Source organism: Streptomyces albidicamelliae, assembly GCF_025642175.1.
GTDB lineage: Bacteria > Actinomycetota > Actinomycetes > Streptomycetales > Streptomycetaceae > Streptomyces > Streptomyces albidocamelliae.
Window position 1 is genome coordinate 7,967,355 of record NZ_CP106795.1, and the last position, 26,426, is coordinate 7,993,780.

Genomic DNA, 26,426 nt, shown 5'->3' on the forward strand with positions numbered 1-26,426 from the left:
GGCCTGTGCGGTACGGCGGCCTTCGAGCGCGCCTGACACGTGGTGTCGTCCTGCGGTCTCCTTCAAGCGAAGCAGCCCGCCTGCCCGCCACAGGGCCCGGGATGCGCCGACGATTCAGGCAAATGCCCGACTCGCGAACACCGATTCCGGCAAGCGCGGCCGCGGCGATGCGCTAGGCCGTGTCCGCGCCGAACGTCCGTCCGCATGCCCACGGCCCGACCGGGAACGACACGGTGAATGTCCGCGTCCTCCCGGTAGGCGGCGTCGTTTCCAGTTCATCACCGTTGCTCTGCTCGGCCTCAGTCGGGCGGGCCGAGCCCTCCGCAGCCGACACCCCCCGGAGCAGCCGATGACGAACAGCCTGCGAGACGCCCGTGTCTGTCTGGTCCTCGCCACCTCCAGCGCCGCCACCGGTGTCTACTTCGCGGTCCACGCCTCCTGGTGGTGCGTGCCCGGTTTCTACTGCGCCGTCTTCCTCGCCTGGTGCGAACGGCGCCTGCGCGCCGACCACCGTCGCCGACTGTGGCAGGAGGAATGGGAGCGGCGGCGTCGCGTACCGGGTGAGCGGCCCGGTCCGCTGATCCCGTGCTGCAGGCTCGCCCTGCACAGCGAGGGCGCGGCACACGACCGGTGGTGCACCGACGGACCCCGCCGCGCCCCCGGCGGAGGTTAGGGTCGGTGACGTACCACCATCAGCGGCAGGAGACACGATGCCGGCAGGGCACCCCCCGAAGGACGCCGCTCAGGCCCGGCGCGTCGGGCCGGCCCCGGCCGTGAGCGGCGGCCGGGACGACGCCCTCGACGGGGAGGCGCCGGGCCGGGTGCCGCCCCGGACGGCCAGGGCCCTGTGGTGGGGGTCGGCCGGTCTGGTCCTCGCGGTACTCGGCACCTCGGTGCTCGTCGCGGGCGATGGGGACGGCCGGCGGCCGGCCGTGGCCGCGGCCCTGGTCCTCGCGCAGGCCCTCGCCCTCAGGTGGCAGACGCGTGCCCCGGTCGCCGTACTCGCGGCCGGCGCGGTGACGGGGCTCGCGGTGTGGGCGCTGCTGCCCGCGGTCACCCTGACCGGAGCGCTGCTCGCGGCGCAGATCACGTTGTGCGTGCTGTCGGCGACCGGACCGCGACGGCTGTCGGCGTGGGCGCTCGCGGCGATGTGTCTGCCGGCGCCGCTGGCGTTCACGGCGGGCGGCCCCACGGGGCTCGCGGTCTATCTCCTGACGGTGGTCCTGGCATGGACGGCGGGGCAGTGGCGCCGGGCGCAACAGGCCCGCACGCGGGCGGAGACGCGCCGGGCCGTGGTGGAGGAGCGCGCACGGATCGCGCGCGAGGTGCACGACGTCGTCGCCCACACCCTCTCGGTGATGGTCATTCAGGCCGGCGCCGCCGATCACGTGTTCACCGAACGTCCCGAACAGGCCCGGCAGGCCCTGCGGGCCATCGAGACGAGTGCCCGCTCGGCGCTGGGCGAACTCCGCCTGCTGCTGAGTGCGTTCCGGCCCGACGAGGGCGAGGAGGAAGTGGGGGAGCCGAGGCGGCCGGTGCCCTCGCTCGCGCGTCTGGACGAGCTGGCCGACACCGTCCGGGCCACCGGGATGACCGTGCGCCTGCACCGCGAGGGCACCACCGAGGGGCTGCCGGCCGCGGTGGACCTGGCGGCGTACCGGATCGTCCAGGAGGCACTGACCAACACGCTGCGCCACGCGGCCGGCGCCGACGAGGCGAGCGTGCGCGTGACGGTCGAGGAGGAGTGCGTGACGGTGAGAGTGGTCGACAACGGGCGTGCCCCGTCGGGTGGTTCGGGTACGGCCGGATCGGGACGCGGTCTCCTGGGGATGAACGAGCGCGCCCGGCTCGTGGGCGGCAGCCTGCGCGCCGGTCCACTGCCCGGAGGCGGCTTCGAGGTAGCGGCCCGGCTGCCGATGGAGCGTGCCTCATGACCCTGCGTGTGGTGGTGGCCGACGACCAGACCCTGGTGCGCACCGGATTCCGCATGATCATCGACGCCCAGGACGACTTGGAGGTGGTCGGTGAGGCGTCCGACGGCCAGGAGGCGGTGCGGCTGACGCGGGAGCGGCAGCCCGACGTGGTGCTGATGGACGTACGCATGCCCGTCCTGGACGGCATCGAGGCCACCCGGCGCATCGCGGAGTACGGCAGCCGGGCCCGCGTGCTCGTGCTGACCACCTGGGACGTGGACGCGCACGTGGTCGCCGCGCTGCGCGCCGGGGCGAGCGGATTCCTGCTGAAGGACATCCGTCCCGCCGAACTCGTGGACGCGATCCGGCTCACGGCGCGCGGCGACGCGCTCCTGGCGCCGACCGTCCTGAGCCGCGTCCTCGACCGGTTCCTGCGCACCACGCCCGACCCCGGGCCGCCGCCCTCGCTGCGGGACCTCTCCGGCCGCGAGCGCGAGGTGCTCACCCTGATCGGGCAGGCCCTGTCGAACGCGGAGATCGCCGAGCGGCTGCGCCTGTCGGAGGCCACCGTCAAGAACCACGTCACCGCGGTGCTGCGCAAACTGGGCCTGCGCGACCGCGTCCAGGCCGTCGTCGCCGCCTACGACCACGGCCTCGTCCAGCCGCGCCGCCCCTGACAGCGGTCTCCTCCTCGGGGAGGAGACCGGGCGGTGATCCTCCTGTGCTCCCAGCGCCGGTCCGTTCCCGCGGCCGATCCGTGGCCGGGGCGCCCCGCCGTAGCGTCGGGATGTGACCGACGACCTGACCCGCCACATGTATCTGCTCGCCCACGACGACACGGCCCACGGCCCGTACGACCGCTCCCGGACGGAGCTGCTGGTCCGGGCCGCCGCCCTGGTCGACCTCGCCATGCGCGGCCGGCTCGGGGAGGACGGCGGCACCGTCACCGTGTCCGGCAGCCGGCCGACCGGCGACCCCGTCCTCGACGGCGTGCTGCGCGACGCCGCGGACGGGCACGGCTGGAAGCAGCTCGTCCGCCAGCACCGCAAGCGGACCCTGAGGGAGGTCGAAGACCGGCTCGCCGCGGAGGGCCTTCTCACCGTGCGGGAACCCCGCACCCCCTTCGGCACCCGGCGGCTGACCCTGACGGACCCCGCCGCGCGCACCGCCCCGCACGCCCGCGTGACCGCCGCGCTGCACGGGGACGGCCCCGTACAGGACATCCCCCTGGCCGACGCCGCGCTGCTCGCGCTCGCCGCCGCGGGCGGAGTCCGCTCGGTCGTGTCACGCCGGGACCGGAAGACCTTCCGGGCCCGCATCGACGCCGGCACGGCCCGGCTGGCAGCCCTCGCGCCCGGACTGGAGAAGACCGTACGTGCCCTGCCGACGACCATGATCGCCGCGCAGGGCGGCATGGGCGGCAGCTGACCCGCTGGGGGAGACGATGACCACGCACCGCGTCCTGACCACCCTGGGCTGCGCCCTGACCGCCGTACTCGCGACGGCCTGGTCGGCGGCACCACCACCGCAGCCGGGCCCTCCCGCCGTGGCGACGACCGGCGCCCGGGCCGGCCGGGGGCCGGGTGCCACCACGACCCTGCGCACCCACGACGGCCTGGTGCGCGGTGCCGACCACGACGGCTACCGCACCTTCGACGGCATGCCCTACGCGGCGCCCCCGGTCGGCGGGCTGCGCTGGGCGCCGCCCCACCGGGAGGCCCCTGGTCCGGGGTGCGGGACGCGACGCGGCCCGCGAGCGCCTGCCCGCAACACGCCGGCGAGGTGCCCGGCGGCGGCACCGACGAGGACTGCCTCCACCTGAACGTCACGACGCCCGACGGCGCGCGCCCCGAACGCCCCCGTCCGGTGGTCGTCTGGCTGCACGGCGGCGGCTTCACCACCGGAGCTGGCAGCTCGTACGACGCCCACCGCATGGGCACCCGGGGCGGCGTCGTGGTCGTCACCGTGAACTACCGCCTCGGCGCCCTGGGTTTCCTCGCGCACCGGGGGCTGCCCGGCTCCGGCACCTTCGGCCTGGCCGATCAGCAGGCGGCGCTGCGCTGGGTCCGGGCCGAGATCGGAGCCTTCGGCGGGGACGCGCACGACGTGACACTGGCCGGCGAGTCGGCGGGCGGCTACAGCGTCTGCGCCCAGCTCGCGTCACCGGCCGCCGCGGGCCTGTTCGACCGGGCGATCATCGAGAGCGGCCCGTGCACGGGGCGCCCCGACCGGCCGTTCGCCCCCTCCTCCGTCCCACTCTCCACGGCCCGCGCCACGGGTGCGGAGCTGGCGGCGAGGGCCGGCTGCGGATCCGCCCGAGACGTGATGGCCTGTCTGCGACGCGTGGACGTCTCCCGCCTGCTCGCGGTCCAGGACACCGACCAGCAGCCCGCGTACACCACACCCCTGCTGCCCGACGAGCCCGCGGCGGCGATCGCCGCCGGCCGCTTCCACCACGTCCCCGTGCTCGTCGGCAACAACCACGACGAGGGCAACGGCTGGGCCGCGGGCATCGTCCAGGCCGGGAATCCCGTCACGCCCGCAACCTGGCCCGACGTCGCCGCCACCTTCTTCCCCGCCCCGGGCCGGGCCAAGGCGATCGTCCGCGAGTATCCCGTGCACCGCACCGACGGCGGTACGGTGTTCGGCGCGGTCATCGGTGACGCGAACTTCGCCTGCCCCACGGCACGCACCGGGGACCTGCTCGCCGCCCATGTGCCCGTCCGGCGGTACGAGTTCGCCGACGAGCACGCCCCGCCCCTCACCCCGGGCACGCCGCCGTTCCCACTCGGCGCACCGCACGCGAGCGAGCTGCCCTACCTGTTCGACCTGGGCGGACGCCCCCGCGAGCTGACCGCGCCACAGCACCGGCTGGCCGACACGATGATCGACTACTGGACCCGCTTCGCCCGCACCGGCGACCCGAACGGCCCGTCCACACCGCCCTGGTCCGAACGGACGGTGCAGTCACTGGCACCGGACCACGTCGTACCCACGGGCACCGCGCGGCAACGCCACCACTGCGCGTTCTGGAACGCGCTCGGTTGACCGGGGGAGGCGACCGCCTCGGGGGGTCCGCCGGTTCGGCCGGTGGACCCCGACGAGCGCGTTCACGCTCGTCGGGCGAGGGCCGTCACCTGTCACCGCCCCGAACCCGACGTCACGGCCATGGCGCACGCACCGCTCGTCCACCAGGTGCACGCGCTGCTCGCCCTGGCGCTGTTCCTGGTCCACCGCTCCCGCGGCGGTGCCGCCGGCCGCCCGCGCCGGGGCCACCCGTCGAACCGCTGACGGCCGGCTCAGGGCGCGGTGAACAGGGTGGGGAAGCGGGGGGCCAGCCATGGCCGGGTGCCCCAGGCGAGGACCTGCCCCTGCGCGATCGCACGCCACGGGTTGAGCCTGCCCAGGGCGATCAGCAGGAAGGCGACGGGATCGAGCAGGATGGTGCAGTCGGCGCGCCCCGGCGGCGCCCCCGGCGTCACCCGTACGGCGCCGTCGGCCAGGGACACACCGAACGTCCCGCCCCCGCGCAGCCGGATCCGGTAGTCGGCGTCGAGCCCCGCCGTCGCCGCGGGGTTCGTGACCCGCGGCATGACCGACAGCATGAACGGCATGCACAGCCCCACCCGGTCACGGTCGATCATGTGCGGCCGCCGCACGGCGCGCGCCAGGTCGTACCCGTGGCCGAGCATGTGCGTGAGCAGGTAGGACGCGAGAACGGAGCGGTTCATCGGGCCCAGCGGCGTGGTGGGTGCCGGGCCGTCGGCCCCGGAACGCGACACGGCGTCCAGGAACGCGTCTGCCTGCTGCGTGATCATCGTCGCGAGGGGCTCCGCCCCGCGCTCCCCGAAGACGGCGAGGGACCGCGCGTTCGCCTCGGCGAGACTCTGCGGGGTCCCGTCGCCGTAAGGGCGCTCCCGTCCCGCCGCCAGGTCGGCCATCAGCTCGTTGGCCAGGGCGAGGTGGGCGGCGGCTTCGCCGATGGCCCACGCCGACCCCGGCACGGCGAGCGCCGTGTCGCCCACGCCGCGCACCAGCGTGGCGATCTCCTCGGCAGTGCCCCGGATCGCCTGTCCCAGCCCCTCGGGCAAGGACCACGAGCCGTCCTGCCGTCCCGTCGTGTGCACGTTGATCGCTCCGCTCCCACCGCCCCGCACGCCCACCGTGCCTACGGCGCTGGTACCCAACCAGACCGCTCAGGCGCGCGGCAAGCCCCGCGCGCCCCCCGGTGCCGGCTCCGCGCCGGGAAAAGCAGTCGATGGCGCCGCGGTGCCCTGGCACAGTGGCCCACCATGGATGACTTCGAGCGTCTTACGGCGGCCGACGTGGAGCTCATGCAGGACCTGGCCCAGCGGGTCACCGCCGTCCGTCCCGACCTCGTGAACAGCGACGCGTCGCTGGGGGAGCTGGCCTGGATCTGGGGCAAGGGCCACGCGCGCGAGGGCGGGAGCTGGGTCCGCCGGCTGTGGTTCTCCGGTGACGTCCTGGTCGCCTGGGGCTGGGTGGCCCTGCCCCACCGGGTGTCGCGCGGCGACGGGTCGGTGAAGGACGTCACCGGGGCCGCGCTGACCTACCAGGTCCATCCCGACCACAGGGAGCTGGTGGACGAGGTGATCGACTGGTACGACGCCGTGGCGGCCGGTGTCGAGCGCACCGTGGTGCCGAGCGCCGCCAACGAGTACGCCCTGGGGCGGTGGGCGGCGCACGGCTACGGGACCGATCCGGCCGCACTCGGCGACACCGGCTCCTGGACGCAGCTCAACCGGCGCGACCTCGACGACGTGGCACGGCCGGTCCTGCCCGACGGGTTCCGGTTCCGCACCGCCGACGAGGCCGGGCCGCGCGCCGCGGTCCGGGCCCACGTGGACGCCTGGGCGCCGTCGACGTACACGGCCGAGGGCTACGAGGGGGTACGGCGGACCCCGCCGTACCGCGGCGACCTGCACGTCCTGGTGGAGGCGCCGGACGGGACCATGGCCGCATCGACGATCATGTGGCTCGACACGGTCAACAGGACCGCCCAGTTCGAGCCGGTCGGAACGCACCCGGACCACCGGCGGCGCGGGCTGGGCACGGCGATGCTGCTGCACGGGATGCGGCTGGCCCGCGAGGCCGGCGCCGACCACATGACGGTCGCCTGCCTCGGCGCACCGGGACACGCCCGGGCGCGCGGGCTGTACTACGGCGTCGGCTTCAGGGAGTTCACCCGGGACGCGCCGCTCATCAAGTCCCGGGGCAGGATTGGCTGAGCCGCCCGGGAAGGACGGCGGTCCCGCTCTCCCGGAGGAGAACGGGACCGCGGGAGCGGCGGACGATCCGCCCGTCACCTCGGGACGTCACAGCGCCGAGGTCGTTCCCTTCCCGGACGCGCTGCCCGCGAGCCACTGGTCCCAGCTCAGGTTGAAGGCCGCATAGCCGTTGTCGGCCGGGGCCTTGGCGCGGGACGAACCGGTGATGGTGACCGGGTCGCCCTGCTTGACCTGGCCGTAGAACCACTTGGCGTCCGACATGGACAGGTGCACGCAGCCGTGCGAGCCACGGGCGCTGCCGCTGCCCGGGTTGGGGTCGCCGGTCGAGTAGTGCACGTAGGTGCCGGACTGGGTCAGGTGCACGTCCCAGGGCAGCGTGAGGTCGTAGTAGTTGGGGCTGCCCTTGTCGCAGCTGATGCCGACGCTGCAGGAGGTCATGTGGACCTTCTCCTGCTTGTCGATGACGGCCATCGTGCCGTTCCACGTCGGGTACTGCGGGCTGCCCGCGTTGATCGACAGGGTGCGCACCGTTTTGTCGTTGCGAGTCACCTTCATGGTGTGGCCCGTCACGGAGACGTCCGCGCGCACGTCGTCACCGATCTTGAAGGTGTGCGTGTAACCGTGCACCCCGTAGCGGCCGTTGCCGTTGCCGACGCCCGTCATGTCGGCGTCGATCTTCACCGTGGTGCCGGACGGCCAGTACGTCTGCGGCCGCCAGTCGGCCCGCTTGTCGCCGAACCAGTGCCAGGCGCCGGTGACCGGCTGCGAGGTGCTGACCTTCAGGTGCTTCTCGACGTTCGCCCGTGCCTTCGCCGCCACCGGATTCGTGAAGACCACCGAGATCGGCATGGCCACGCCGACCGTGGTCCCGCTCTGCGGAGTGATCGTCTCCAGCAGCATCGGCGGCCCCTTGGGCTTCTTCGGCGAGGGGGAGGCACTCGCACCCGGCTTGCCCGGCGCCTTGGCGTCGTCCCCGCCCGCCATGTCACTGCCGCCCCCGCCGCAGGCACTCGCGCCCACCAGCATCGCAGCCGTGACGAGTGCGATCCCTATGCCGCCCTTGCGCCGTCCCACGACCTGCCCCCGCTCTCTAGCCCTTCGGCCCTCATGGGCCCGACTCCCTGTCAGACAGACGGGGGACCGGACCCAGTTGCGTGCGTTGCGTAAAACGTGTCCCAAGAATGGCGGGTGCCCGGACACGAGCACTCACACTCCCGGGTCGGCCCGGATCGGTTCGGGTCGCCGTCCGCGCGCCGCCTCAAGCTGCGCGGCGAAGGAGAGTCCGAGGAAGAGGGCGATGGAGGTCAGGTAGGCCCACAGCAGCAAGGACATGAAGGCGCTCAGGGGGCCGTAGATCGCGTCGAAGGAACCGCTGACGTTCAGGTAGAGGGTCAGCAGCCAGGTCAGTGTCATCCACAGGATCAGGTAGACGGCCGCGCCGAACGCCAGCCAGGTGTAGCCGGGCTGCCTGCGGCGCGGGGAGCGGCGGAAGACGGTGCTCGCGGAGATGAGGGCCAGCAGCAGGCCGAAGGGCCAGCGCAGGACGTCCCAGGCCGTCCGGGCGCCGTCGTCGAGGTGGTAGACCGTCACCGCCGCCGCGGCGAGGTCGTCACCGGCGACGAGGACGACGAACCCCAGTCCGAGCGGGAGGCCCGCGCCGAGGGCCATCAGCAGTCCGCGCAGGTACTTGGCACGGAAGGGGCGGTCGCGCTCGTTGCCGTAGATCCGGTTGGCGCCCCGCTCGATCTGGCACATCGCGGTGGTGACGTTGACCAGGGAGAAGGCGGCACAGAGCCAGAGGGCCACCGCCGCGCCGTCACCGGCCGTGCGCCGGCTGCGGGCGAGGGCGTCGTCGACCACGCCGGCGCTGGGTCCCCGGGCGATCCGGTGGATCGTCAGTTCGGCCAGCCTGCCCAGCGTCTCGGTGTGCAGGGTGGCCGACAGGCCGACGAAGGCGATCGTCAGGGGGATGACGGCCAGCACCGTCTGCAGGGCGAGGGCCCGGGAGTGGCTGAAGCCGTCGGCGTAGCGGAAGCGGGTGAAGGCGTCGCGCATCAGGGACCAGCCGCCGTAGCGGCGCAGCGCCGCCCACGCCTCGTCGCCGGACAGCTCCTCGCCGCTCATGTCCCGGGTCTCGGGAACCTTCGTGGCGGTACCCATTCACCCCTCCCGCACCGGCTGCGCAGGGCCGGCGGTTCTCCGGATGGCGGCGGTCGGCATGGTTCCCCCTGTGGTCGAGCGGGTGTACGGCGGTCGCCGGCAGCGTCCGTCCCCCGGCTCACGCCGTATGCCCGCTCGACCGGAGAGCAGGCGTCCCGGGCGGCGCGTGCTGCCGGTGCGAGACCCCGGCTCCGCAACACGGCGGTCTCCGAACGGTGTTGAGGCGGCCGGAGCCGTCAGGGGCGGGAATGGGGACCGCCGGCTCCGCGTTCACCGGGCATGACCCACGCGCGAGCGGTGACGGCCGTCCGGCACACCGCCTTCACCGAGACCCGGCACCTCGACGCCGAACCCCGGGCGGTGTACGGGGCGTTCGCCGATCCGGTGGTCCTGCGGCGCTGGTTCGCACTCCCCGGTCACGGCGCGACGTACACACTGGACTTCCGCGTCGGCGGCGGCGACCGGGCCCGCAGCACCTTCCGCCACCTCGACGGCACCGAGGAACGCCTCGCATACCGCTCCCGCTACCTCGACATCGTGCCGGACAGGCGCATCGTCCAGGGGTACGAGTCCCTCGTCGACGACGTCCTGCGCTGGACCTCGCTGGTGACGGTCGAACTGACCCCCGAGGGCCGGGGCACCTCGCTGACCTGGACCGAGCAGGCGGCATTCCTCGTACCCACCGGTGACGGCGCCGCCGACCTCGCGCATCTGCGAGGTGCCGTCCGCCTCCGCCTGAACGGCCTCCCGGCGGCTCTCGAAGCCTCCGCGTAGCCCGGCACACGGGTACGCCGGGCGAGCCTCCGCGCCGGCCCCGGACGAACCGCGCGCAGGTCCGGGAGCATACCGACGACGTCTTCTGGAGCCGCCCCCGGAGCCCGCCGAGGTCGACCCGGCCGTGCTCGGCGCGCTGCTGCGCCGGCACAGCCGGTAGATGGGAGACGCGGCGCGGCCCGGCGGCGTCCCCTTCACGGGGCGTCCACGGCCGCGCCGGGCTCAGGTGCAGTAAATGCCGCCGAGCCACGACGGCCGGCGCCGCCAGGGTGACAGCGGGCAGGGCCACCGCCGCTCCCGGCCGCGGCGCCGCCCCACCGCCGCTCCCGGCCGCGGCGCCGCCCCACTGCCGCTGCCGGCCGCGGCGCCGCCCGCCCACTGCTGCTGCCGGCCGCGGCGCCGCCCCACCGCCGCTCCCGGCCGCGGCGCCGCCCCACTGCCGCTGCCGGCCGCGGCGCCGCCCGCCCACTGCTGCTGCCGGCCGCGGCGCCGCCCGCCCACTGCTGCTGCCGGCCGCGGCGCCGCCCCACTGCCGCTCCCGGCCGCGGCGCCGCCACACTGCCGCTCCCGGCCCCGGCCCTGCCCGCTGCCGGCCGCGGCGACGTCCCACCCCCGCTCCCGGCCGCGGCCCCGCCGCGCCGCCGCTCCCGGCCCCGCCGCGCCGCCGCTCCCGGCCCCGCCGCGCCGCCGCTCCCGGCCCCGCCGCGCCGCCCGCGTTCTCGTGCGCGTCCGCCGCTTCCTGGTGTTTCGTAGGGAGGGAGGCGTGCGTGCTCGTGACGCGGCCGGCGACGACTGGAGGTGGACGGTGACGGCAAGGAGCGGCGGGGGAGGCCGGGCGATGCTCGCCGATCTGTTGCGCGCCAGCCACCTCATGCCGATCGAGATGCTGCCCGCGAAGGCCTCCGAGTGCGCCCGCGCGGCCGGCTTCCACCAGGTGCTGATCTACGTGGCGGATCTGCAGCGCACCAGCCTCCGCCTGCTGGCCGGGGACGAGACGACCGGACGGGGGCACGAGGCGGAGCTCCACGTGGAGGGGACCGTGCCGGGACGCGCGTACCAGTACATCGACGTCCTGCCCGCCGCGTCGGCGGGTGAGGACGTCTTCGACTGGTGGGTGCCGCTGCTGGACGGGACGGAACGCATCGGGCTGCTCCGGGTGAGCGCGGGCCGCAACGACGCCGAGACCCGCACGGACATGGAGGCGCTGGCCGCGCTCATCGCGTTGATCATCGTGAGCAAGCGGCCGACCAGCGACGAGCTGGCCAAGCGGGTGCGGGCGCAGCCGATGAGCCTCGCCGCGGAGATGCAGTGGAACCTCCTGCCTCCCCGCACCTACGCGGACGCGCGGGTGGCCATCTCCGCCTCACTGGAACCGGCCTACCGGATCAGCGGCGACGTCTTCGAGTACGCCGTCGACGGCCCCCTGGTCCACCTGGCGATCTTCGACGCGATGGGCCACGACACCGCGGCTGGCCTGTCCGGCACACTCGCGCTGGGCGCCTACCGCAACGCCCGCCGCCAGGGCGCCGACCTCATCGGCAGGTCCGAGGCCGTCGAAGCGGCCCTGCTGGAGCAGTACGGCCACCAGCGGTACGTCACCGGCATCCTGGCCACCCTCGACACCGGCACCGGCACCCTGCAGTGGGTCAACCGGGGCCACCACCCGCCGATCGTCATCCGGGACAACCGCTGGACCACCCGCCTGGCCTGCACACCCGGTCATCCCATGGGCACCGACCTCGGACTGCCCACCACCGTCTGCCAGGAGCACCTCCAGCCGGGCGACCGCGTCGTCCTGTACACCGACGGCATCACCGAGGCCCGCCGGCCGGGCGGCCGGGAGTTCGGCATCGAGCGCTTCACCGACTTCCTCATCCGCCACCACGCCGACGGCCTGCCCGTGCCCGAGACCCTGCGCCGCCTCATCCACGCCCTGCTCGAATACCACGAGGGCCGTCTCCAGGACGACGCCACCGTCCTGCTGTGCGAGTGGATCGGCCCGCACACCGAGCCCGCCGCCGTGGCGGCCGAGTGGACGGGTCTTTCGTCCGCAGGACTCGACGGCGGTGCGGGCCCGCGCCCCTGAGCACCCCCCCTCCGGACACGCTCGCGGTCGGCCGCCACGCGCTGCCAGGCGCATACTTCTCGTACGGGATCCGGCGGCACGACGGGAGGCCGGCCGTGACCACATCGGGGATCGACTATCGGGCGCTGTTCACCGTGACGCCCAGCCCCTACCTGGTGTTGCGCCCCGACCTGGTGATCGCCGAGGTCAACGAGGCGTACCTGCGGGCCACCGGCCGCACCCGGGACGAGCTGATCGGCCGCTACCTCTTCGACGTCCACCCCGACAATCCCGCCGACCCCCATGCCGACGGCGTGCGCAATCTGAGCGCGTCCCTGGAGCGGGTCATGTCCTCGCGCAAGCCGGACACCATGGCGGTGCAGAAGTACGACGTCCCCGTCACCGGCAGTCCGGGCGTCTTCCAGGTGAAGTGGTGGTCGCCGATCAACACCCCCGTTCTCGGACCCGACGGAGAGGTCGCCTGGATCATCCACCGGGTCGAGGACATGACCGAGTTCCTGCTGAGCCGCGACCTGCGGGCGGGCCCCGACGACCCGTGCGGCGAGCGGGCCTCGATGGAGGCCGAGCTGTACACGCGGGCGCAGGAACTCCAGCGCCTGAACGACGAGCTCCGCGACGCCCACGGCCGGGAGCGGCAGACCGCCCTCAGGCTCCAGGAGTCCATGCTGCACACCCCGGACCTGGCCGCGCACGACAACATCGCCGTGCGCTACCTGCCGGCCGCCCGCTCACTCAACGTCTGCGGCGACTGGTACGACGTCGTGGACCTGCCGGAAGGCCGGTACACCGTCGCGGTCGGCGACGTCGTGGGCCACGGCCTCGACGCCGCCGCCGTCATGGGCATGCTCCGCAGCACGCTGTCCGCCGCCATCCGCGCCACCGACGAACCCGGCAGGGCGATGGACGTCCTGAACCGCTACGCCCAGACCTGTGAGGGCGCTCTGGCCACGACCGCGGTCAAGGCCGTGGTCGACACGCGGGCCGAGCGCGTCACCTACACCAGCGCCGGCCATCTGCCGCCCGTGCTGACCCAGGCGAACGGCACCACGGTCCTGCTCGACCAGGCCACCGATCCGCCGCTCGGCGTGCCCTCGGACGAGGACAAGCGCCCCCAGGTCACGGTGCCGTACAACCCGGGCGACACCCTCGTCCTGTACACCGACGGGCTCGTCGAACGCCGTGACGAGGACATCGACGTGGGGCTGCGCCGTCTCACCGGCGTCGTCGGCCGCCACGCGCGGATGAGCCCGGACGAGCTGGCCGACACCCTCCTGACCCGGCTCGGCGTGGCCGACGGCGGACGCGACGACGTCGCCCTGATCGTCGTCCGCCTGTAGACGCACGGCACCGGGGACGACCGGTGCCGGGAACCCGGGACCGACGCGCTGCGCTGGTACGACGTCGGCGGCACCGGAACCACCACCGTGGTCTGGGCCGCCGGTGACCTCTCCGTCGGCGAACCCGTCTTCGCCCCCGTGCCCGGCTCCCACCGAGGCGACCGGGGTTACTGGCTGACCTTCGCCACCGACCGCACCGACGGCACCAGCCGGCTCCTGGTCCTGTCCGCGGACGCGAACTCCCTCCGTTTCCCGCGGCACCGTATTCCGCCACTGGTGATTCACCCGGTCGACATCTCGGTGCGGCAGGCTTCAGACGGGTTCGGGCTGGGGCTCCGGTTGTACGGCCGGGAGAACCTGGGGTTCCCACGATCGGGTGGTCCGTATGTAGCCCTGGATCACCGAGGCCGTCGCCAGTACGAGAAGGGGGCCGAAAGCCCACGGGTGCCTCGCCATCTCCACCGGCAGATAGCGGTAGGTGACCAGGAGCGCGCCGAAAACCGTCGTCCCGTAGGCGACGAACTGCGTTCCCGCGCGATTCCAGCCGCGTGCGGCCGAACGCAGGGCCGCCTCGATGGTGAGCGTGAACACCACGCCGGCGATGATGTCGGCGCCGTAGTGGTAGCCGAAACCGAGAGTCGCGCCGAGGGTGGCGACGAGCCAGAACGCCCCGCCGATGCGCAGAGCGCGTGGGGCCTTGCGGGAATGGATGAAGATCGCGGTGGCCCACGCGGTGTGCAGGCTGGGCATGCAGTTCCGCGGGGTGAGGTCGTCGTAGGGCATCGGGTGCGGCGCGCCGACCGGTGGCGTGTTCGGCCAGAGGTCGCCCACCGCCCAGTGCAGACCGCCGGTGCCGGTGGCGCCGGGGCCGTAGGCGAAGACGGGCCCGACCACGGGGAAGAGCATGTAGATGCCCGGTCCCAGGAGGCCGATCACCAGGAAGGTGCGCACCAGGTGATGGCTCGGGAACCGGCCCTCCTTCGCCACGTCACGCAGCTGGTACAGCGCGACGACGACGGCCGCGACCGCGAGCTGGATGTAGACGTAGTCGAGGAGATGGGAGCCGACCGGACCGGTGGCCCTGACCACTCTCCCGACCACCCAGGACGGGTTGCCCAGCGCGTGGTCTGCCGTCGCCACGTACTGATCCAGCACCGTCGGGCGGGTCTTCGACGTGATGAGCAGCCAGGTGTCACCCGTCTTGCGGCCGGCCACCAGCAGCAGCGCCAGGCCCACGCCCTTCAGCAGCAGCACGCGCTCGCGGCCGGTGCGTCGTGTGACGGCGATGACCGCGTAGCCCAGCACCACCCACAGCGCGCCGTTGCCGAACATCATCTTGGCGTCGACGGCCCATCGCACCAGGAAGAAGACGACGTCGATGCCGACCGCCACCCCGGCCGCGACGAACCGTTGCCGCCAGGGGAGCACGACCATCATCAACGCCATGCTGGCGTACAGCAGCGGCCCGGACTTGGGGGCGAGGACGACTTCCTTCGCCTGGTTGGTCATGGGCCCGGGCAGGCCGTAGTGGCGTGCGGCGATCTCCAGCGCGACAAGGAAGCCGACGGTGACGGTCCCGGCCACGGTCCACAGGATCGCCCGCGGCCGGCGCCATGCGGCGAATGCGGATCTCCAGTCCATTCGCGCGAATACCCGCGGTGGTATTGATGTCAATTGTCCGGCCGATTTAGTAGATATTGTCCAGGAAAGTTGTCGATCGGCCTGGACGGTGCTTCTTCACCGGTGCGAGGGCCGGTGTCCAGGGTGATCGCCACAAGTCGAACATGTTATCGGGGGAGGTCGCGCGGATGGCGCGCGGGATCGAACGCGGAGAAGTCGGCCGCTGCCGAGCCCTGCCGTCTCGATGCCCGCCATGTCCGCACGGGGCCTGCCCGCCACGACCCCTTCCCGCCCGGCTGAGAACAATCGCGTGCGAGCTTACCCAGGGGGACCCGCGCGCGGATCGGCGTTTCGCGGGCCACGCGGTCCCGGCCGATGTCTAGGCTCGGCGCGTGGGGCAGCCTGAGCAGCGTGCCGAGGGCGCGGGACCGTTCGTCACCAGAGTCACCTGGCCGCTGCCCGGCGGCGGAGAGACGGTGTGGGAGTCACGGACCGCACGGCGCCGTGGAGCACTCGCCGTCCGGGCGCCCGGCGGGACGGAGAGCCGGCACACCCGCGCGGACGCCGCCGCGCTCGGCCGGCTGCGCAGACTCAACGTCATCGCGGCGGTCGCGTTCGTCATCGGAGGGGGCCTCTTCGCCGCCGGCGCCGGCTTCGCCCTGTACGGGTCGGGCGACGCCACCGAGCTGGCGTCGATCTACTTCGCGGGCGGCCTGTTCTTCAACACCGGCGGCTATGTCTCGCTGCTCCAGGTGATCAACGCACCCCGCCACGACACCACCGGGGTAGGCCGGCTCGCCACCCGCGGCTGGCGGTGGTGGAGCTACGAGCCGATGCGGGTGGACTGGCTGGGCGCGTTCGTCCTCTTCCTGGGCACACTCGTCTTCGCGGTCAACCTGCTGGACTCCTTCCTCCAGGGCCTGAGCGTCCAGCAGGTCAACCGGCTGATCTGGGTGCCCGACGTGATCGGCTGCGTACTGTTCCTCGTCTCGGGGCACCTGGGCTTCGTCGAGCTCTGCCACGGCCGGCCCTGCGTCCGCCCGCACAGTCTGGGCTGGTGGATCGTCGCCGTGAACCAGCTCGGCTCCGTCCTCTTCATGGCCTCCGCACTCGCCGCGTACACCCGCCCGGCGACCGGCAGTCCGGTCAACGCCGACATCGCCAACTGGGGCACCCTCACGGGCGCCCTCTGCTTCTCGCTCGCCGGCGTGCTCCAGCTCTACGAGCACCCGTAGCCGGTCAGGGCGGCGGACGAGCGGAGGCGGGAGGGCGACCGCGTGGGGCCCCGGAGTGGGGGCTACAGCACGATGATCACGACCGCGCCCCGGTCGAAGCGGTGGTCGAAGCGGTGGTCGAAGCGGTGGTCGAATCGGTGATCGAAGCGGTTGTCGAAGCGGTCGCCGTGGTGGTCGAAGCACCAGCGGTTCCAGTCGCCTCCGCCGCACCAGCCGGTGCCGACGCTCGTGTGCACGGCGGGAGTCGCTGCCGCGGCCGTCCCCGCCGCGCCGATCGTGGCGCCGCCGACCAGCACGATGCCGACCGCGGACGCCACGGCGAGACGCTTCGGGCGTGTTGCTCGCATGGGTATACGCCTTCTTCCATCGTCGCGCACGACCTCGGCGGCACGAGACGGGCCGGCCCCGAGGTCACCTCATCACGTGATACGTGAGCGGGGCGCATTTGGATTGGCGATGCGGCTACCGGCCCTCGGCGACGGTTCAGTGATGTTCGTGGTGGTTGCGGATGGCGGTGGTGGCCAGGAACCCCGTGGCCGCCGCGCTGAGTAGGGCGCCCAGGGCGAGGAAGAAGGTCGTGCGCTGCATGGCGGGGCCTTTCTGGCGGCTTATCGGGTGCCGTGCACAACGGTCGCGGTCGCCGTTTCGACTCGTCCGGGCGGCAACTGCAACCCGCATGGACGCGAGTCCCCCGCAGGGTCAGCCGTTCGGACGACGCGGGCCGAGCGCCGTCGGAGGCGTACTGGTGGACAGAACGGCAGCGCCGCCGCTCACAAGGAGAACAGGCGTTTCACCGGCGCCGGCTCTGGACAAGAGAAGGACACGCGTGCCGTACGGTTGCGCCCCCTGATTGCGACATATGCCATGCACAAGCAAGAACACGCAGAACATTCGTTCACCGCTGTTCCCGAGTCCATAGCGGCCGCCCGGGCTTTCACCGAGGAAACGCTGGAAGCTTGGCGGGTGACCGGTCGCATGGACGACGTGCGGCTGTGTGTTTCCGAACTGGCGTCCAACGCCGTCAACCACGGGACCCCCACCGAGGACGGCGGCCATGTCTTCCACGTCCGTATCGACGCCGACGACACCCTCATCCGGGTCGAGGTCGAGGACGACGACCCGCTGAGCACGCCTCGCGTGCGGCAGCCGGCGGAAGGCGACACCGGTGGGCGCGGGATGCTCATCGTGGAGTCGCTCTCCGCGGCCTGGGGGTACGAGAGCCACGACGCGGACGGCAAGGCCGTCTGGACCGAGTTCTTCACCAGCCGTGCGTGAGGGCGGGCCGGGGACCGATAGCCACCGGTTCGTGGGGACGTCGTAGGTCATCCGTTCGCGGGGACCCCGAGAGTCATCCGTTCGCGGGGAAGGCCACTTGGTCGAGGTAGAGGGGCATCTCCTCGTCTGCGTCGGCCCGGTCGGCCGGGGCGGGGCTGATCCGGGCCGGTTTCCCGCTGAAGAGGCTGTCTACGGAGCCTTGCAGGCCGCCCTGGAGGGACATGGACGAGAACACGAACGGCAGTCCGTCCGAGGCGAGCGGGTCCGGGCCGTTCATCACCTGGAAGTGCAGGTGCGGGGCGTCGCTGTTGCCCGAGTTCCCGAGCTGTCCGATCCGCGTGCCCGCCGTCACCTTCTGACCGGGCCGCACCCTGCCGCCCGTCGAGCCCGGGGCGAGATGGGCGTACAGCACGTACTCGCCGCCCGGCAGCCTCTCCACGACGTGATTGCCCGCGTAGTCGCTCAGCGGGAGGTTCGCCGGGCTCTCGCCCGGGGTGGAGTCCGGCAGCCCGTCGACGACCGAGACGATCTCCCCGTCGGCCGCCGCCGTGACGGGAACGCCGTAGTAGGGATAGCTGCTCACCTTGTCCACCGCACCCGTGCGCAGCCGGTCGTCGGCGCCCAGGCGCACGAAGTCGATCGCGAAGCGCTCGGCGAAGTACGTGGACCCGTTCAGCGGGGAACCCGCGCCCCGGTGCGGAGTGACCTGGTCGCAGCATCCGTTGCCGTCGAGCCAGCCGGCGCCGCCGAGCGGCGGACGCAGGACGACCGGATGGCGGTCGGGGACCGTCAGGTTCGCGACGGACTCCGTCACCTGTTCGGGGATGATGCCGACGGCCTTCGGATAGGTCACCGACACCTGGTGGCCGAGCCGCAGTGGGAACGAGATGCCGGCGGGTACGACGGCATCGATCCAGACCCGTCCCTGACGCCCCGGCGACAACTGGTCGGTGGGCTTGGTGCCGGGGGCCGAACCGGACGGCCGGAAGTGCGCCCCGAGGGCGTCGCCGGTCAGCTTCAGCAGGGTGCGGTGGCCGTCGCGGTCCTGGACGGTCACCCCGGTCAGCGTGGCCGGCAGGGTGCTCTCGTTGACCACCGTGAGCTCGTACGCGAGGTGTGTCCTGCCGTCCGTGCCCCGGACGGGGACGGGGACGGTCGTCGTGGACGCGGTGACCGGGGTGATCGCGTCCTGCCCGGCACTCGACGCGGCGGAGGGTGTGCCGGCCGGCGGCGCGGCCGCGGCGGCGGGCGTGAGACCGAGCCCCGCGCCGAGCAGCGAAGCGGCCGCCACAGCGGCACAACCGCGAGCTGTCCTCTGCGTTCTGCGCATGACCGATTCCCGGGGGAAGAGCCCATCTTCCGATGGGAGAACGGATTTTCCGTGCAGAAGGGGGAAAAGAGCCTATCCGGCGAGAGGGGCTTCCGCATGCCGTGGACGGCCCGTGGGACCGGCCCGGTGCCTGGAAGCCCGTTCCTCGTCAGGCCGCGAAGCCCGCCGGGTGACGCACCCCGTCGCGTGCCGTACCCGTCCGCGAGGCGTCGACCGTGGCGATGGGCGTGGCCGGTGTCCGTCCTCGACGGGTCCCACGGGCCGCCTCCTGCTCCAGAGCCGTGGTCAGGCCGTCCAGCTCGACGCCGAACCACGCGAGGTGGCCGAGCCTGCGACGGGCGTCGGCGACACGCCCGTGCACCCGGTCCCCGCTGACGCACGCGTGATCCGCGACCGCGTTCAGCAAGCCCTCGGGCACCGCCGTGACGGTGCCGGGGCAGACCAGCTCCTCGACGTAGCGGGTGTCCGCGGACCGGCCCGGGACGGAGGTCAGCCAGAGCATGCGCGGCGGCAGTGCTCCGGCCGCCGTCAGCCGCCGCAGCCGGGGGCTGTCCAGCAGCCGTTCCTGACGTTCCTGAGCGAGGCGGGCCAGTGCCGGCCCCGCCACGCCCCGCAGCGCGGCCGCCTCGGCTCCGCCCGCCAGGTCCAGGCACCGGTCCACGGCGACGTCCACCGCGCCGGGCGCGAAGGACACCACGAAGGCCACGTCACTCAGCCGCTGCCTCCGGTCCCGGGCCCGCTCCAGGCCGGTGCACGCGGCCGACAGCACCTGCTCGTGCCGCAGCGGGTTGAACACCCCGGTCGCCTGGACGGGTATGCCCAGCTCCAGACAGGCCGAGACGGCCGGCAGGGTCGCGTCCGTCGCCGGTATCCGGATCATGAGGTTGGGCCGTCCGACCCGGGCGCGCAGTGCCACGGCCGCGTTCACCACGTCGGTCGCTCGGTTCGTGATCCGGGGGGAGAGCGCGACGCTCACGTAGCCGTCCCGGCCGCCGCTGTCCCGGTGGACCGGCGCGAGCAGATCGCACGAGAGACGGAGATCGGCCGCCCCCATGTCGCGCAGCACGGCCGGAGCGGGGAACCACGAAGGCGTCCGGTCGGCTGCCCTGCCGACGCGGCTCGCGTACATGCAGCGCAACAGGGCGGTGGGAGCCGGGTCGGTGATCAGCCCGGACACCCGTCCCTGCCGTACGTGCCGGTCGATCGAGCTCGCGTCCAGGCGGGCCCGGCCGAGGTCGTCCAGCCAGACGGAGACGCCCTCCCGGGCCAGGCGTGCGAAGACATCGGGCATGTCGTCCTCCTGTGTGAGTGGGAATGCCTCGACGCTAGGCCCGCCGCCCGGGCCGCCGAATGGGCCGGCGGAGGGACGCGCCTCCTGACGCGGGTGTCGGCCGATCGGGGGAACGCCGCCGTCCGCCGACCGGTGGACCCGGCCGTTCCCCCGCTCGGGGGACGGCCCCCCGCCCGCCAGAACAGCCGGACGGGCCACGAGCGGCGTCCGGTCCCGGCCCTAGTTTGAAGACGCCTTCCGGATCCGCCGCGGATCCCCCGACGGAGGCCCGTCGGCAGCCCGTTGAACAGGAGATCCCGTGCTCGTACAGGAGCGCACGCACATGCCCCGTGCCCGGCGCGCGGTCGGCGAGGCGGCGTACGGGGCGACCATAGGGATCCTCGTGCCCCTCGTCGCCCTGGTCGTCTCGGCCGTCCTGGTGCTCTGGGCTCCCTCGCACACCCGGTTCGGACCCGTGTTCGCGGCCGTACCCGCACTGGCGGCGGCCACCTGCACCGTGACCGGCATAGCCTGCACAGGGCTGCTCACCAGCCTGACGTCCTTGCTCGTCGCATGGCTCCACGGCTGGCTCCTGGACGCCCCGTCCCTGGGCACGATCATCTGCATCGCCGCCGTGTCGCTGGCGGCCATGTGGGCGGGATCCGTCCGGCTGCGCCGGGAACAGGAACTGGCCGACGTCCGGCTGATCGCCGAGACGGCCCAGCGGGTGGTCCTGCGCCCGGTGCCCGAACGCCTCGGACCGGTCCGCCTGAACGGCCTCTACCTCGCCGCGCACCACCGGGCGCGCATCGGCGGGGACGCCTACGAATGCCTGGAAACCGCCTTCGGCGTGCGGGTGCTCATCGCCGACATCCGCGGCAAGGGCCTGCCCGCTGTCGATGCCGCGGCCGCGCTGCTGACCTGCTTCCGGGAGGCCGCGCACACCGAGAGGTCACTGGACCGCCTGGCCAAGCGCCTGGAGGACAGCACGCAACGCTACGCGCGAACGGCCGGCGCCTTCTCCGAGTGCTTCGCCACCGCCGTCGTCGTCGAGATCCCCACCGAGGAAGTCGTGCGCATCGTGCACTTCGGCCATCCCCGGCCGCTCCTGCTGCGCAGCGGCTGCTCGGTGCCCCTCACCCCGTCCGTGAGCGGACTGCCGCTGGGGTTCGGCGACCTGGCCCAGGCCGGGCACCAACTGGTGACCAGGCCCTTCCGGCTGGGCGACCGCATCCTGCTGTACACCGACGGAGTGACCGAATGCCGCGCCGACGACGGCACGTTCTACCCCCTGCTGCGGCGGCTGCAGCGCTGGACCGGGCTCACCGGCGCGGCCCTGCTCGACACCCTGCGCGAGGACCTTCTCCGGCACGGGGGAGGCCGGCGACAGGACGACGCGGCCCTGATCCTGGTCGAGCGGGTCGACGCCGCGATCCCCGCCCCGACGGCACGCCCTGCCGGCTGACCCCGGCGGACGGCCCGGACACCCGGCTCACGACACCTGCGCCCCGGCACGGAGTTGCCCCCTGCCCGGACCATGCCCGGGATAGGGTGCGCGCGTGCCGGTTTCCGATGATTCCTCCCCTTCATGAAGCCCGATCGCGCTTCACGGGTGAGCCGATGGGACCGGATCCGCGACCAGCTGCGCGCCGAAGGACCGGCCGCCTCCCGGATCCTCGTCACCGTGGTCGCCGCCTGGACGGCGGCCAAGTGGGCCGGGGCCGACCAGCCACCCGTCTACGCGGCGATCGTCCCCCTCGTCGCCCTGCGCGGCGACCCGATGAGCGCCCTGCAGATCTCCTACGAGCGTGTCCTGGCCGTCGTCGCGGGTGTGGCGATCGGCATCGCGACCCTGAACGTCCTGCGGCCGTCGACCGAGTCGCTCGTGGTCGTCGTGGCCCTCGGCCTCGCGGTCGGCATCTTCTTCCCCAAGGGCGCCGGCCTGAACGTCCAGGTGCCCGCCTCCTCCCTGCTGGTCCTCGCCAATCCCGCTCCCGACGCCTACGCCCTGTCCCGGTTCTGGGAGACGGCCCTGGGAGCGCTGGTGACGACAGCGCTCGCCCCGCTGCTCTGGCCGCCGCATCCACGGCGCGTCCTGAAGGTCCTGGCGGACGACTGCCGCAACCGGCTCGCCCAGGGGGTCACGGTCACCCCCGCCGTCCTCACCGGCGGCGCGGCCGTCGCGCGGGACAACCTCGCCGTCGTCAACGGTCACATCGCCGCCGTCAAGGCGGACGCCACCCGCGCGCGTGAGGCCCAGCGCGCGATGCGTTTCAATCCGCTGCGGCGCCGGCACCGAGGCGCCGTGGCCGGCCTCGTCCAGGCCATCGAGACGGCGGAGCGGATCGCCGTGGATCTCGGCACCCTCGCCCGTGAGGCGGCAGCCCTCTCCGACCGCCCGGATCTGGCCGCGGACGTGCGACGGGCCCAACGGCAGCTGCGTCCCGTGGCGGACGCCACGGCACGGGCCATCGACGCCCTCCTCTCCGAGCAGGACTTCCGGCCCCTCGTCACCGAGGCCCGCGCGGCACTGGCGGCCTACGCCCGCTCCGACAGCCGACCCGCGGCCGTGGCCCTGCGCCGCCCTTTCCAGCAGATCCTCGACGACCTGCCCCCGACGCCACCACTCGGGACGCCCTCGGGCGACGGCGTGGACTGAGCGTGCCCTGCTCCGGTTCGACGGATCGTTCGCTGACGCCCGCCTGGGTGGTCCGGTATTTGTGCGGCCGAGCCGCCGAGTTGCTCCCGGTAGGTGACGGGTGCTCAACCGTGTTCGCGGACACGGGTCGTGTCGGTCGATCGGGCCACCGGCCTTCCCCCGTTCCGTAGGCCGATCGGTTGGTGAGGCGGGGTGGGCCGGTCAGGGACCGTGAAGGCGGAACACTTCTCCGCCCAGCGTGCGTGCGCGCACGACACCTCACGGGAACTCATCATGATCAAAACCCTTCCGGCCGTTTCGGCGCTCGCCGCCGCGGCCGTCATCGGCACCGCCACGACCTCTCTCGCCGCCCCGGCGAAGAAGCGGCCGCAGCACCCCACCGTCGTCCTGGTGCACGGCGCCTTCGCCGACGGATCCAGTTGGAACCTGGTGACGGAGAGGCTTCAGATCCTCGGCCACCGCGTCGTCGTCCCGGCCAACCCGCTGCGCGGCCTGGCGGCCGACTCCGCCTACCTGGGCAGCGTCCTCGAGACCATCGAGGAACCCGTCGTACTCGTCGGCCACTCCTACGGCGGCGAGGTGATCACGAACGCCGCCGCGGCCGGCCCCCAGGTCAAGGCGCTCGTGTACGTGGCCGCGATCGTGCCCGAGAAGGGCGAGAGCGCCGATGACGTCCTCGGCGCGTTCCCCGGCAGCCTTCTCCCCGGCGCTCTCGACCAGGCCTCCTACCCGCTCGCCGACGGCGAGCGGGGAACGGATCTGTATGTGCGCCCGGAGCTGTTCCGGGAGGTGTTCGCCGCGGACGTCCCGGAACGTGAGGCGGCGGTGCTCGCCGCGACCCAACGGCCCATCGACGCCTCCGCCCTGGCGGCCCGGAGCGAGAACGCCGCGTGGCACGACCTCCCGTCCTGGTACCTGGTGGCGAACGACGACCGGGTCATCCCGCCGGCCGCGCAACGCCACATGGCCGAGCGGGCGAACGCCCATGTCACCGAGGTGGACTCCTCCCACGCGATCCCCGTCGCCCATCCGGCGGCGGTCACCGCCGTCATCGAGGCGGCCGCCCGGTCGGTGACGGGCCGCTGAGCGGCCCGTCGGCGCCGAGCGCTGTCAGCGGGCCGTCTGCTGGGGGTGGATCAGGAGCAGCGCGATGTCGTCGCTGCGGGGCTCGGTGAGCCGGGCCTGGTCGATGAGGGTGTCGGCGAGGGCGTCCATGGTCCGCTCCCGGGCGTGCGCCAGCCGGTCGGCGAGAGCGTCGATGGCGTCCTCGATGTCCGTGCCCGGAGCCTCCACGAGTCCGTCGGTGTACAGGGCGAGCACGGACCCGGGCGGGAACGGCACCTCGGTGGTCGGGTAGTCGGCGGCGGGATCGATGCCGAGGAGGACTCCGGGCGGCAGCGGGAGGATCTCGGCTCGGCCGTCGGGGTGGCGCAGGATCGGCGGTGGGTGGCCGGCGGTGGCCAGGCAGGCGCACTGGCGGTCGAGATCGAGATAGGCGTAGAGGCAACTGGTGAACAGACCGGCGTCGAGGTCGTTGAGCAGCCGGTTCGTCCGCGCGAGCACCTCACCGGGAGACGCGCCGGCGGTGGCGTGGACCGCCGTACGGACCTGCCCCATCAGGGTGGCGGCCTGCACGTTGTGGCCCTGGACGTCACCGATGGCCGCCGCGGCCGTCGATTCGTCGAGGCGGATGAGGTCGTAGAAGTCGCCGCCGATCTCCATGCCGCGGCTCGCGGGGAGGTAGCGGGCCGCCACGTCCAGGCCGGGAACGCCGGGCAGGGTGCGGGGCAGGAGACCGGCCTGGAGGTTGTGGGCGAGCTGCTGCTTGGCGTCGTACAGACGGGCGCGGTCCAGTGCCTGGGCTATCAGTCCGGCCGCCGACGTGAGGAAGGACCGCTCCTCCGGCGGAAAGGCGCGCGGCCGGTCGTAGGCGAGGACCAGTGAGCCGACCGGACGCCCGGAGGTGATCAGGGGGAGGAACGCCCAGGCGGCCATGCCGTCCTGGAGGACCGCGGGCGGGTAGGCCCGCTTCAGATCGGTGAAGGTGCCGAAGAACTTGGCGGCGCCCGTCGTCAGGACGTGCACCGCGGGCGTGTCGGAGCTCAGCGGGGCGGCGTCGAAGCGGTGCAAGAGCTCGGCGGAGTAGCCGCGGAACCCGATGATCCGCAGCCGGGCCTCCTCCGTGGCCATGAGGGCGAGGGCCTGGGCCCCGAAGGCCGGAAGGACCTGGTCGGCGACCTTCTCGACGACGTCCCGTACGCCGACGGCCTCGGTGAGGGTGGCGGCCAGATGCATCAGGTGGTAGAGCGCCGTGGCGCGGCCCGGTCCTGCGGCGGGCGCGGGGTGCAGCAGGTGCGGGGGGACGACGGTGCCGCCCGAGTGCGTGGGGACGACGCGCACGCTGATCCCGGACGCGTCCGGGTAGAGGTGGAAGGACAGCCACTGGTCCGGCGGACGCCGGGCGGTGAAGGACGTCGGCTGGCGGCTGAGCGTGGCGGCCCGGTAGCGGTCCTCGGCCACGGGGTTGTCCAGCCACCGCAGGGCCTCCCAGGGCCGCCGGCCCAGCAGGTCGGGGATGTCGGCGTCGAGGAGCTCGGCGGCGGCGGTGGTGAGGAAGGTGATCCTGCCGTCCTGGTCGAGCGCGCAGCAGCCGCTGGGGAGGCGCTCGGCGAAGTCGACCGCGGCCTGCGCCTCGGCCGGGGTGGTGGCACGGGGCCGCAGGGTGGGCAGGACCCGCGGCTCCGGACCGGCCACCACCGGGTGTCCGCTGCCGGCGGCCTCCCGCAGGAGGTGCCCCAGGTCGTGGCAGGCGCCGGAGACGGCGTCCTGCTCCTGTGCACTCAGCACGGACGCGTGGGTGCCGGCCCAGTGCAGCACCACTCCACCCCATGCCCGGTCGCCGGTGACGATCGGTGCGGCGGCCATGGCGAAGGGATGGGGGAGGACGAGCGCCAGTTGCGGATAGCGGCGCGCCAGTTCCTCCTGACCGCCGATCCACACCAGCCGCCGTTCCCGCACCGCGTCGCTCACCGGAGTCGCGGCGGCGAGCGCCACCCGGGACCAGGGCGAGGCGATGCGCATCGACAGACCGCTCAGCATGGCGAGTTGCAGCACCTGCCGGTCCGGCGGCATCAGATAGAGAGCGCTCGCGTAGGCGCCGGCGTCCCGCGCGAGCCGGCCGAGTACGGCGCCGACCGCCTCGGGACCGGAGCCGGCGGCGGAAGAGCCGGTGACCGCTTCGGACACGCCTCACCTCCGGGCGCGGGCACTCGCCGCTCGGCGCGTCAACTGCCCGGCCGGCTCGGGCACCCGAGCCAGGGTGGAACAGTGGCCGCCCCGTGCCGCTCCACCCATGGCGAGCAGTCGAGCATCACCCATATACGGACCATATGCCGTCCCCGGTGTGACGGCACCGGGGCGGACGCCCCCGGGCGGCGCGCATGCCGACGCCCCGAGGCGGCGGGGCGGAACCCCCGAGAGGATCCGCCCCGCCGCGGTGCCCGGACCTCCTGCGCCCG

Annotated in this window: 22 protein-coding genes and 2 pseudogenes; 16 read left to right on the forward strand and 8 right to left on the reverse strand. The window is 73.4% G+C overall.

Translation table 11 applies throughout. The features are described 5' to 3' along the window. Window positions 1–349 precede the first annotated feature (349 nt). The 6 genes and pseudogenes from N8I86_RS36010 to N8I86_RS36035 all read left to right on the forward strand — a co-directional run bounded on the left by N8I86_RS36010 (window position 350) and on the right by N8I86_RS36035 (window position 5,204). Window positions 350–673, forward strand: coding sequence for a hypothetical protein (locus tag N8I86_RS36010; protein ID WP_073898186.1), 324 nt, complete (start codon window positions 350–352; stop codon window positions 671–673). A gap of 37 nt (window positions 674–710) precedes the next feature. Beyond that, window positions 711–1,934 (forward strand): sensor histidine kinase, encoded by a 1,224-nt coding sequence (locus N8I86_RS36015; RefSeq protein ID WP_263279764.1) that lies wholly within the window; start codon window positions 711–713, stop codon window positions 1,932–1,934. Then, on the forward strand, window positions 1,931–2,590 hold the full coding sequence (locus N8I86_RS36020) for a response regulator (protein WP_263279765.1): 660 nt from the start codon (window positions 1,931–1,933) through the stop codon (window positions 2,588–2,590). Before N8I86_RS36015 ends, N8I86_RS36020 begins: the two co-directional genes overlap by 4 nt. A gap of 112 nt (window positions 2,591–2,702) precedes the next feature. Then, window positions 2,703–3,341, forward strand: a complete 639-nt coding sequence (locus N8I86_RS36025) for a GOLPH3/VPS74 family protein (protein WP_263279766.1) — start codon at window positions 2,703–2,705, stop codon at window positions 3,339–3,341. A 16-nt stretch (window positions 3,342–3,357) separates the two neighbouring features. Continuing rightward, window positions 3,358–4,961, forward strand: a pseudogene (locus tag N8I86_RS36030) (carboxylesterase/lipase family protein). A gap of 120 nt (window positions 4,962–5,081) precedes the next feature. Then, window positions 5,082–5,204, forward strand: coding sequence for a hypothetical protein (locus N8I86_RS36035; RefSeq protein WP_263279767.1), 123 nt, complete (start codon window positions 5,082–5,084; stop codon window positions 5,202–5,204). An 8-nt stretch (window positions 5,205–5,212) separates the two neighbouring features. Here the strand turns inward: N8I86_RS36035 and N8I86_RS36040 are convergent, their stop codons facing one another. After that, complete coding sequence (locus N8I86_RS36040; RefSeq protein WP_123440965.1) at window positions 5,213–6,040, reverse strand: maleylpyruvate isomerase family mycothiol-dependent enzyme; 828 nt, start codon at window positions 6,038–6,040, stop codon at window positions 5,213–5,215. Window positions 6,041–6,205: 165 nt separating this feature from the next. Between N8I86_RS36040 and N8I86_RS36045 the strand changes: the two genes are divergently transcribed. Beyond that, a complete protein-coding gene (locus N8I86_RS36045) occupies window positions 6,206–7,162 on the forward strand; it encodes a GNAT family N-acetyltransferase (protein ID WP_263279768.1) in 957 nt (318 codons plus the stop codon). Window positions 7,163–7,249: 87 nt separating this feature from the next. Here the strand turns inward: N8I86_RS36045 and N8I86_RS36050 are convergent, their stop codons facing one another. Both N8I86_RS36050 and N8I86_RS36055 read right to left on the reverse strand, forming a co-directional pair. Then, complete coding sequence (locus N8I86_RS36050; protein ID WP_404830858.1) at window positions 7,250–8,236, reverse strand: L,D-transpeptidase; 987 nt, start codon at window positions 8,234–8,236, stop codon at window positions 7,250–7,252. 132 nt (window positions 8,237–8,368) lie between these two features. Next, the gene (locus N8I86_RS36055; protein WP_263279769.1) at window positions 8,369–9,322 is read right to left on the reverse strand and encodes a YihY/virulence factor BrkB family protein; all 954 of its coding nucleotides are present in this window, start codon (window positions 9,320–9,322) and stop codon (window positions 8,369–8,371) included. Window positions 9,323–9,601: 279 nt separating this feature from the next. Here N8I86_RS36055 and N8I86_RS36060 point away from each other — a divergent pair, with 279 nt between their 5' ends. The 4 genes and pseudogenes from N8I86_RS36060 to N8I86_RS39520 all read left to right on the forward strand — a co-directional run. Further along, complete coding sequence (locus N8I86_RS36060) at window positions 9,602–10,096, forward strand: SRPBCC domain-containing protein (RefSeq protein ID WP_263279770.1); 495 nt, start codon at window positions 9,602–9,604, stop codon at window positions 10,094–10,096. An 838-nt stretch (window positions 10,097–10,934) separates the two neighbouring features. Continuing rightward, window positions 10,935–12,182 (forward strand): PP2C family protein-serine/threonine phosphatase, encoded by a 1,248-nt coding sequence (locus N8I86_RS36065; RefSeq protein WP_263280211.1) that lies wholly within the window; start codon window positions 10,935–10,937, stop codon window positions 12,180–12,182. A 95-nt stretch (window positions 12,183–12,277) separates the two neighbouring features. Further along, a complete protein-coding gene (locus N8I86_RS36070) occupies window positions 12,278–13,519 on the forward strand; it encodes a PP2C family protein-serine/threonine phosphatase (protein ID WP_263279771.1) in 1,242 nt (413 codons plus the stop codon). 87 nt (window positions 13,520–13,606) lie between these two features. Continuing rightward, window positions 13,607–13,693 (forward strand): annotated as a pseudogene (locus N8I86_RS39520) (hypothetical protein); the annotation flags it as partial. 138 nt (window positions 13,694–13,831) lie between these two features. Here N8I86_RS39520 and N8I86_RS36080 read toward each other — a convergent pair. Beyond that, window positions 13,832–15,160, reverse strand: coding sequence for a phosphatase PAP2 family protein (locus tag N8I86_RS36080; RefSeq protein WP_263279772.1), 1,329 nt, complete (start codon window positions 15,158–15,160; stop codon window positions 13,832–13,834). 371 nt (window positions 15,161–15,531) lie between these two features. On the opposite strand from N8I86_RS36080, the gene N8I86_RS36085 reads away from it, so the two are divergent. Further along, window positions 15,532–16,374 carry a hypothetical protein gene (locus N8I86_RS36085; protein ID WP_263279773.1) on the forward strand — a complete coding sequence of 281 codons (843 nt, stop codon included), beginning with the start codon at window positions 15,532–15,534 and terminating at the stop codon, window positions 16,372–16,374. Between the two features lie 62 nt (window positions 16,375–16,436). Here N8I86_RS36085 and N8I86_RS36090 read toward each other — a convergent pair whose 3' ends face one another. Continuing rightward, complete coding sequence (locus N8I86_RS36090; protein WP_263279774.1) at window positions 16,437–16,721, reverse strand: hypothetical protein; 285 nt, start codon at window positions 16,719–16,721, stop codon at window positions 16,437–16,439. A 517-nt stretch (window positions 16,722–17,238) separates the two neighbouring features. Here N8I86_RS36090 and N8I86_RS36095 point away from each other — a divergent pair. Continuing rightward, entirely contained in the window at window positions 17,239–17,649 is a 411-nt protein-coding gene (locus N8I86_RS36095) for an ATP-binding protein (protein ID WP_073898205.1), read from the forward strand. Window positions 17,650–17,722: 73 nt separating this feature from the next. Here the strand turns inward: N8I86_RS36095 and N8I86_RS36100 are convergent, their stop codons facing one another. Both N8I86_RS36100 and N8I86_RS36105 read right to left on the reverse strand, forming a co-directional pair. Further along, window positions 17,723–18,940 carry a M23 family metallopeptidase gene (locus tag N8I86_RS36100; RefSeq protein WP_263279775.1) on the reverse strand — a complete coding sequence of 406 codons (1,218 nt, stop codon included), beginning with the start codon at window positions 18,938–18,940 and terminating at the stop codon, window positions 17,723–17,725. Between the two features lie 187 nt (window positions 18,941–19,127). Further along, a complete protein-coding gene (locus N8I86_RS36105; RefSeq protein ID WP_263279776.1) occupies window positions 19,128–20,270 on the reverse strand; it encodes a transaldolase family protein in 1,143 nt (380 codons plus the stop codon). A 298-nt stretch (window positions 20,271–20,568) separates the two neighbouring features. Between N8I86_RS36105 and N8I86_RS36110 the strand changes: the two genes are divergently transcribed. From N8I86_RS36110 to N8I86_RS36120, 3 genes are all read left to right on the forward strand, one after another. After that, entirely contained in the window at window positions 20,569–21,714 is a 1,146-nt protein-coding gene (locus N8I86_RS36110) for a PP2C family protein-serine/threonine phosphatase (RefSeq protein ID WP_079192659.1), read from the forward strand. Window positions 21,715–21,861: 147 nt separating this feature from the next. After that, window positions 21,862–22,908: an FUSC family protein gene (locus tag N8I86_RS36115; RefSeq protein WP_263279777.1), complete on the forward strand. Its 1,047-nt coding sequence runs from the start codon at window positions 21,862–21,864 to the stop codon at window positions 22,906–22,908. 273 nt (window positions 22,909–23,181) lie between these two features. Then, window positions 23,182–23,994, forward strand: coding sequence for an alpha/beta fold hydrolase (locus tag N8I86_RS36120; protein ID WP_073899063.1), 813 nt, complete (start codon window positions 23,182–23,184; stop codon window positions 23,992–23,994). A gap of 24 nt (window positions 23,995–24,018) precedes the next feature. Here the strand turns inward: N8I86_RS36120 and N8I86_RS36125 are convergent, their stop codons facing one another. Further along, window positions 24,019–26,154: a SpoIIE family protein phosphatase gene (locus tag N8I86_RS36125; RefSeq protein WP_263279778.1), complete on the reverse strand. Its 2,136-nt coding sequence runs from the start codon at window positions 26,152–26,154 to the stop codon at window positions 24,019–24,021. Between the last annotated feature and the right edge of the window lie 272 nt (window positions 26,155–26,426).

Excerpts from the sequence above, each read along its gene's own strand:
- N8I86_RS36010 (WP_073898186.1), top strand. The coding sequence starts at position 350 with ATGACGAACAGCCTGCGAGACGCCCGTGTCTGTCTGGTCCTCGCCACC.
- N8I86_RS36015 (WP_263279764.1), top strand. The coding sequence starts at position 711 with ATGCCGGCAGGGCACCCCCCGAAGGACGCCGCTCAGGCCCGGCGCGTC.
- N8I86_RS36020 (WP_263279765.1), top strand. The coding sequence starts at position 1,931 with ATGACCCTGCGTGTGGTGGTGGCCGACGACCAGACCCTGGTGCGCACC.
- N8I86_RS36035 (WP_263279767.1), top strand. The coding sequence starts at position 5,082 with ATGGCGCACGCACCGCTCGTCCACCAGGTGCACGCGCTGCTCGCCCTG.
- N8I86_RS36045 (WP_263279768.1), top strand. The coding sequence starts at position 6,206 with ATGGATGACTTCGAGCGTCTTACGGCGGCCGACGTGGAGCTCATGCAG.
- N8I86_RS36055 (WP_263279769.1), bottom strand. The coding sequence starts at position 9,322 with ATGGGTACCGCCACGAAGGTTCCCGAGACCCGGGACATGAGCGGCGAG.
- N8I86_RS36060 (WP_263279770.1), top strand. The coding sequence starts at position 9,602 with ATGACCCACGCGCGAGCGGTGACGGCCGTCCGGCACACCGCCTTCACC.
- N8I86_RS36065 (WP_263280211.1), top strand. The coding sequence starts at position 10,935 with ATGCTCGCCGATCTGTTGCGCGCCAGCCACCTCATGCCGATCGAGATG.
- N8I86_RS36080 (WP_263279772.1), bottom strand. The coding sequence starts at position 15,160 with ATGGACTGGAGATCCGCATTCGCCGCATGGCGCCGGCCGCGGGCGATC.
- N8I86_RS36090 (WP_263279774.1), bottom strand. The coding sequence starts at position 16,721 with ATGCGAGCAACACGCCCGAAGCGTCTCGCCGTGGCGTCCGCGGTCGGC.
- N8I86_RS36095 (WP_073898205.1), top strand. The coding sequence starts at position 17,239 with ATGCACAAGCAAGAACACGCAGAACATTCGTTCACCGCTGTTCCCGAG.
- N8I86_RS36105 (WP_263279776.1), bottom strand. The coding sequence starts at position 20,270 with ATGCCCGATGTCTTCGCACGCCTGGCCCGGGAGGGCGTCTCCGTCTGG.
- N8I86_RS36120 (WP_073899063.1), top strand. The coding sequence starts at position 23,182 with ATGATCAAAACCCTTCCGGCCGTTTCGGCGCTCGCCGCCGCGGCCGTC.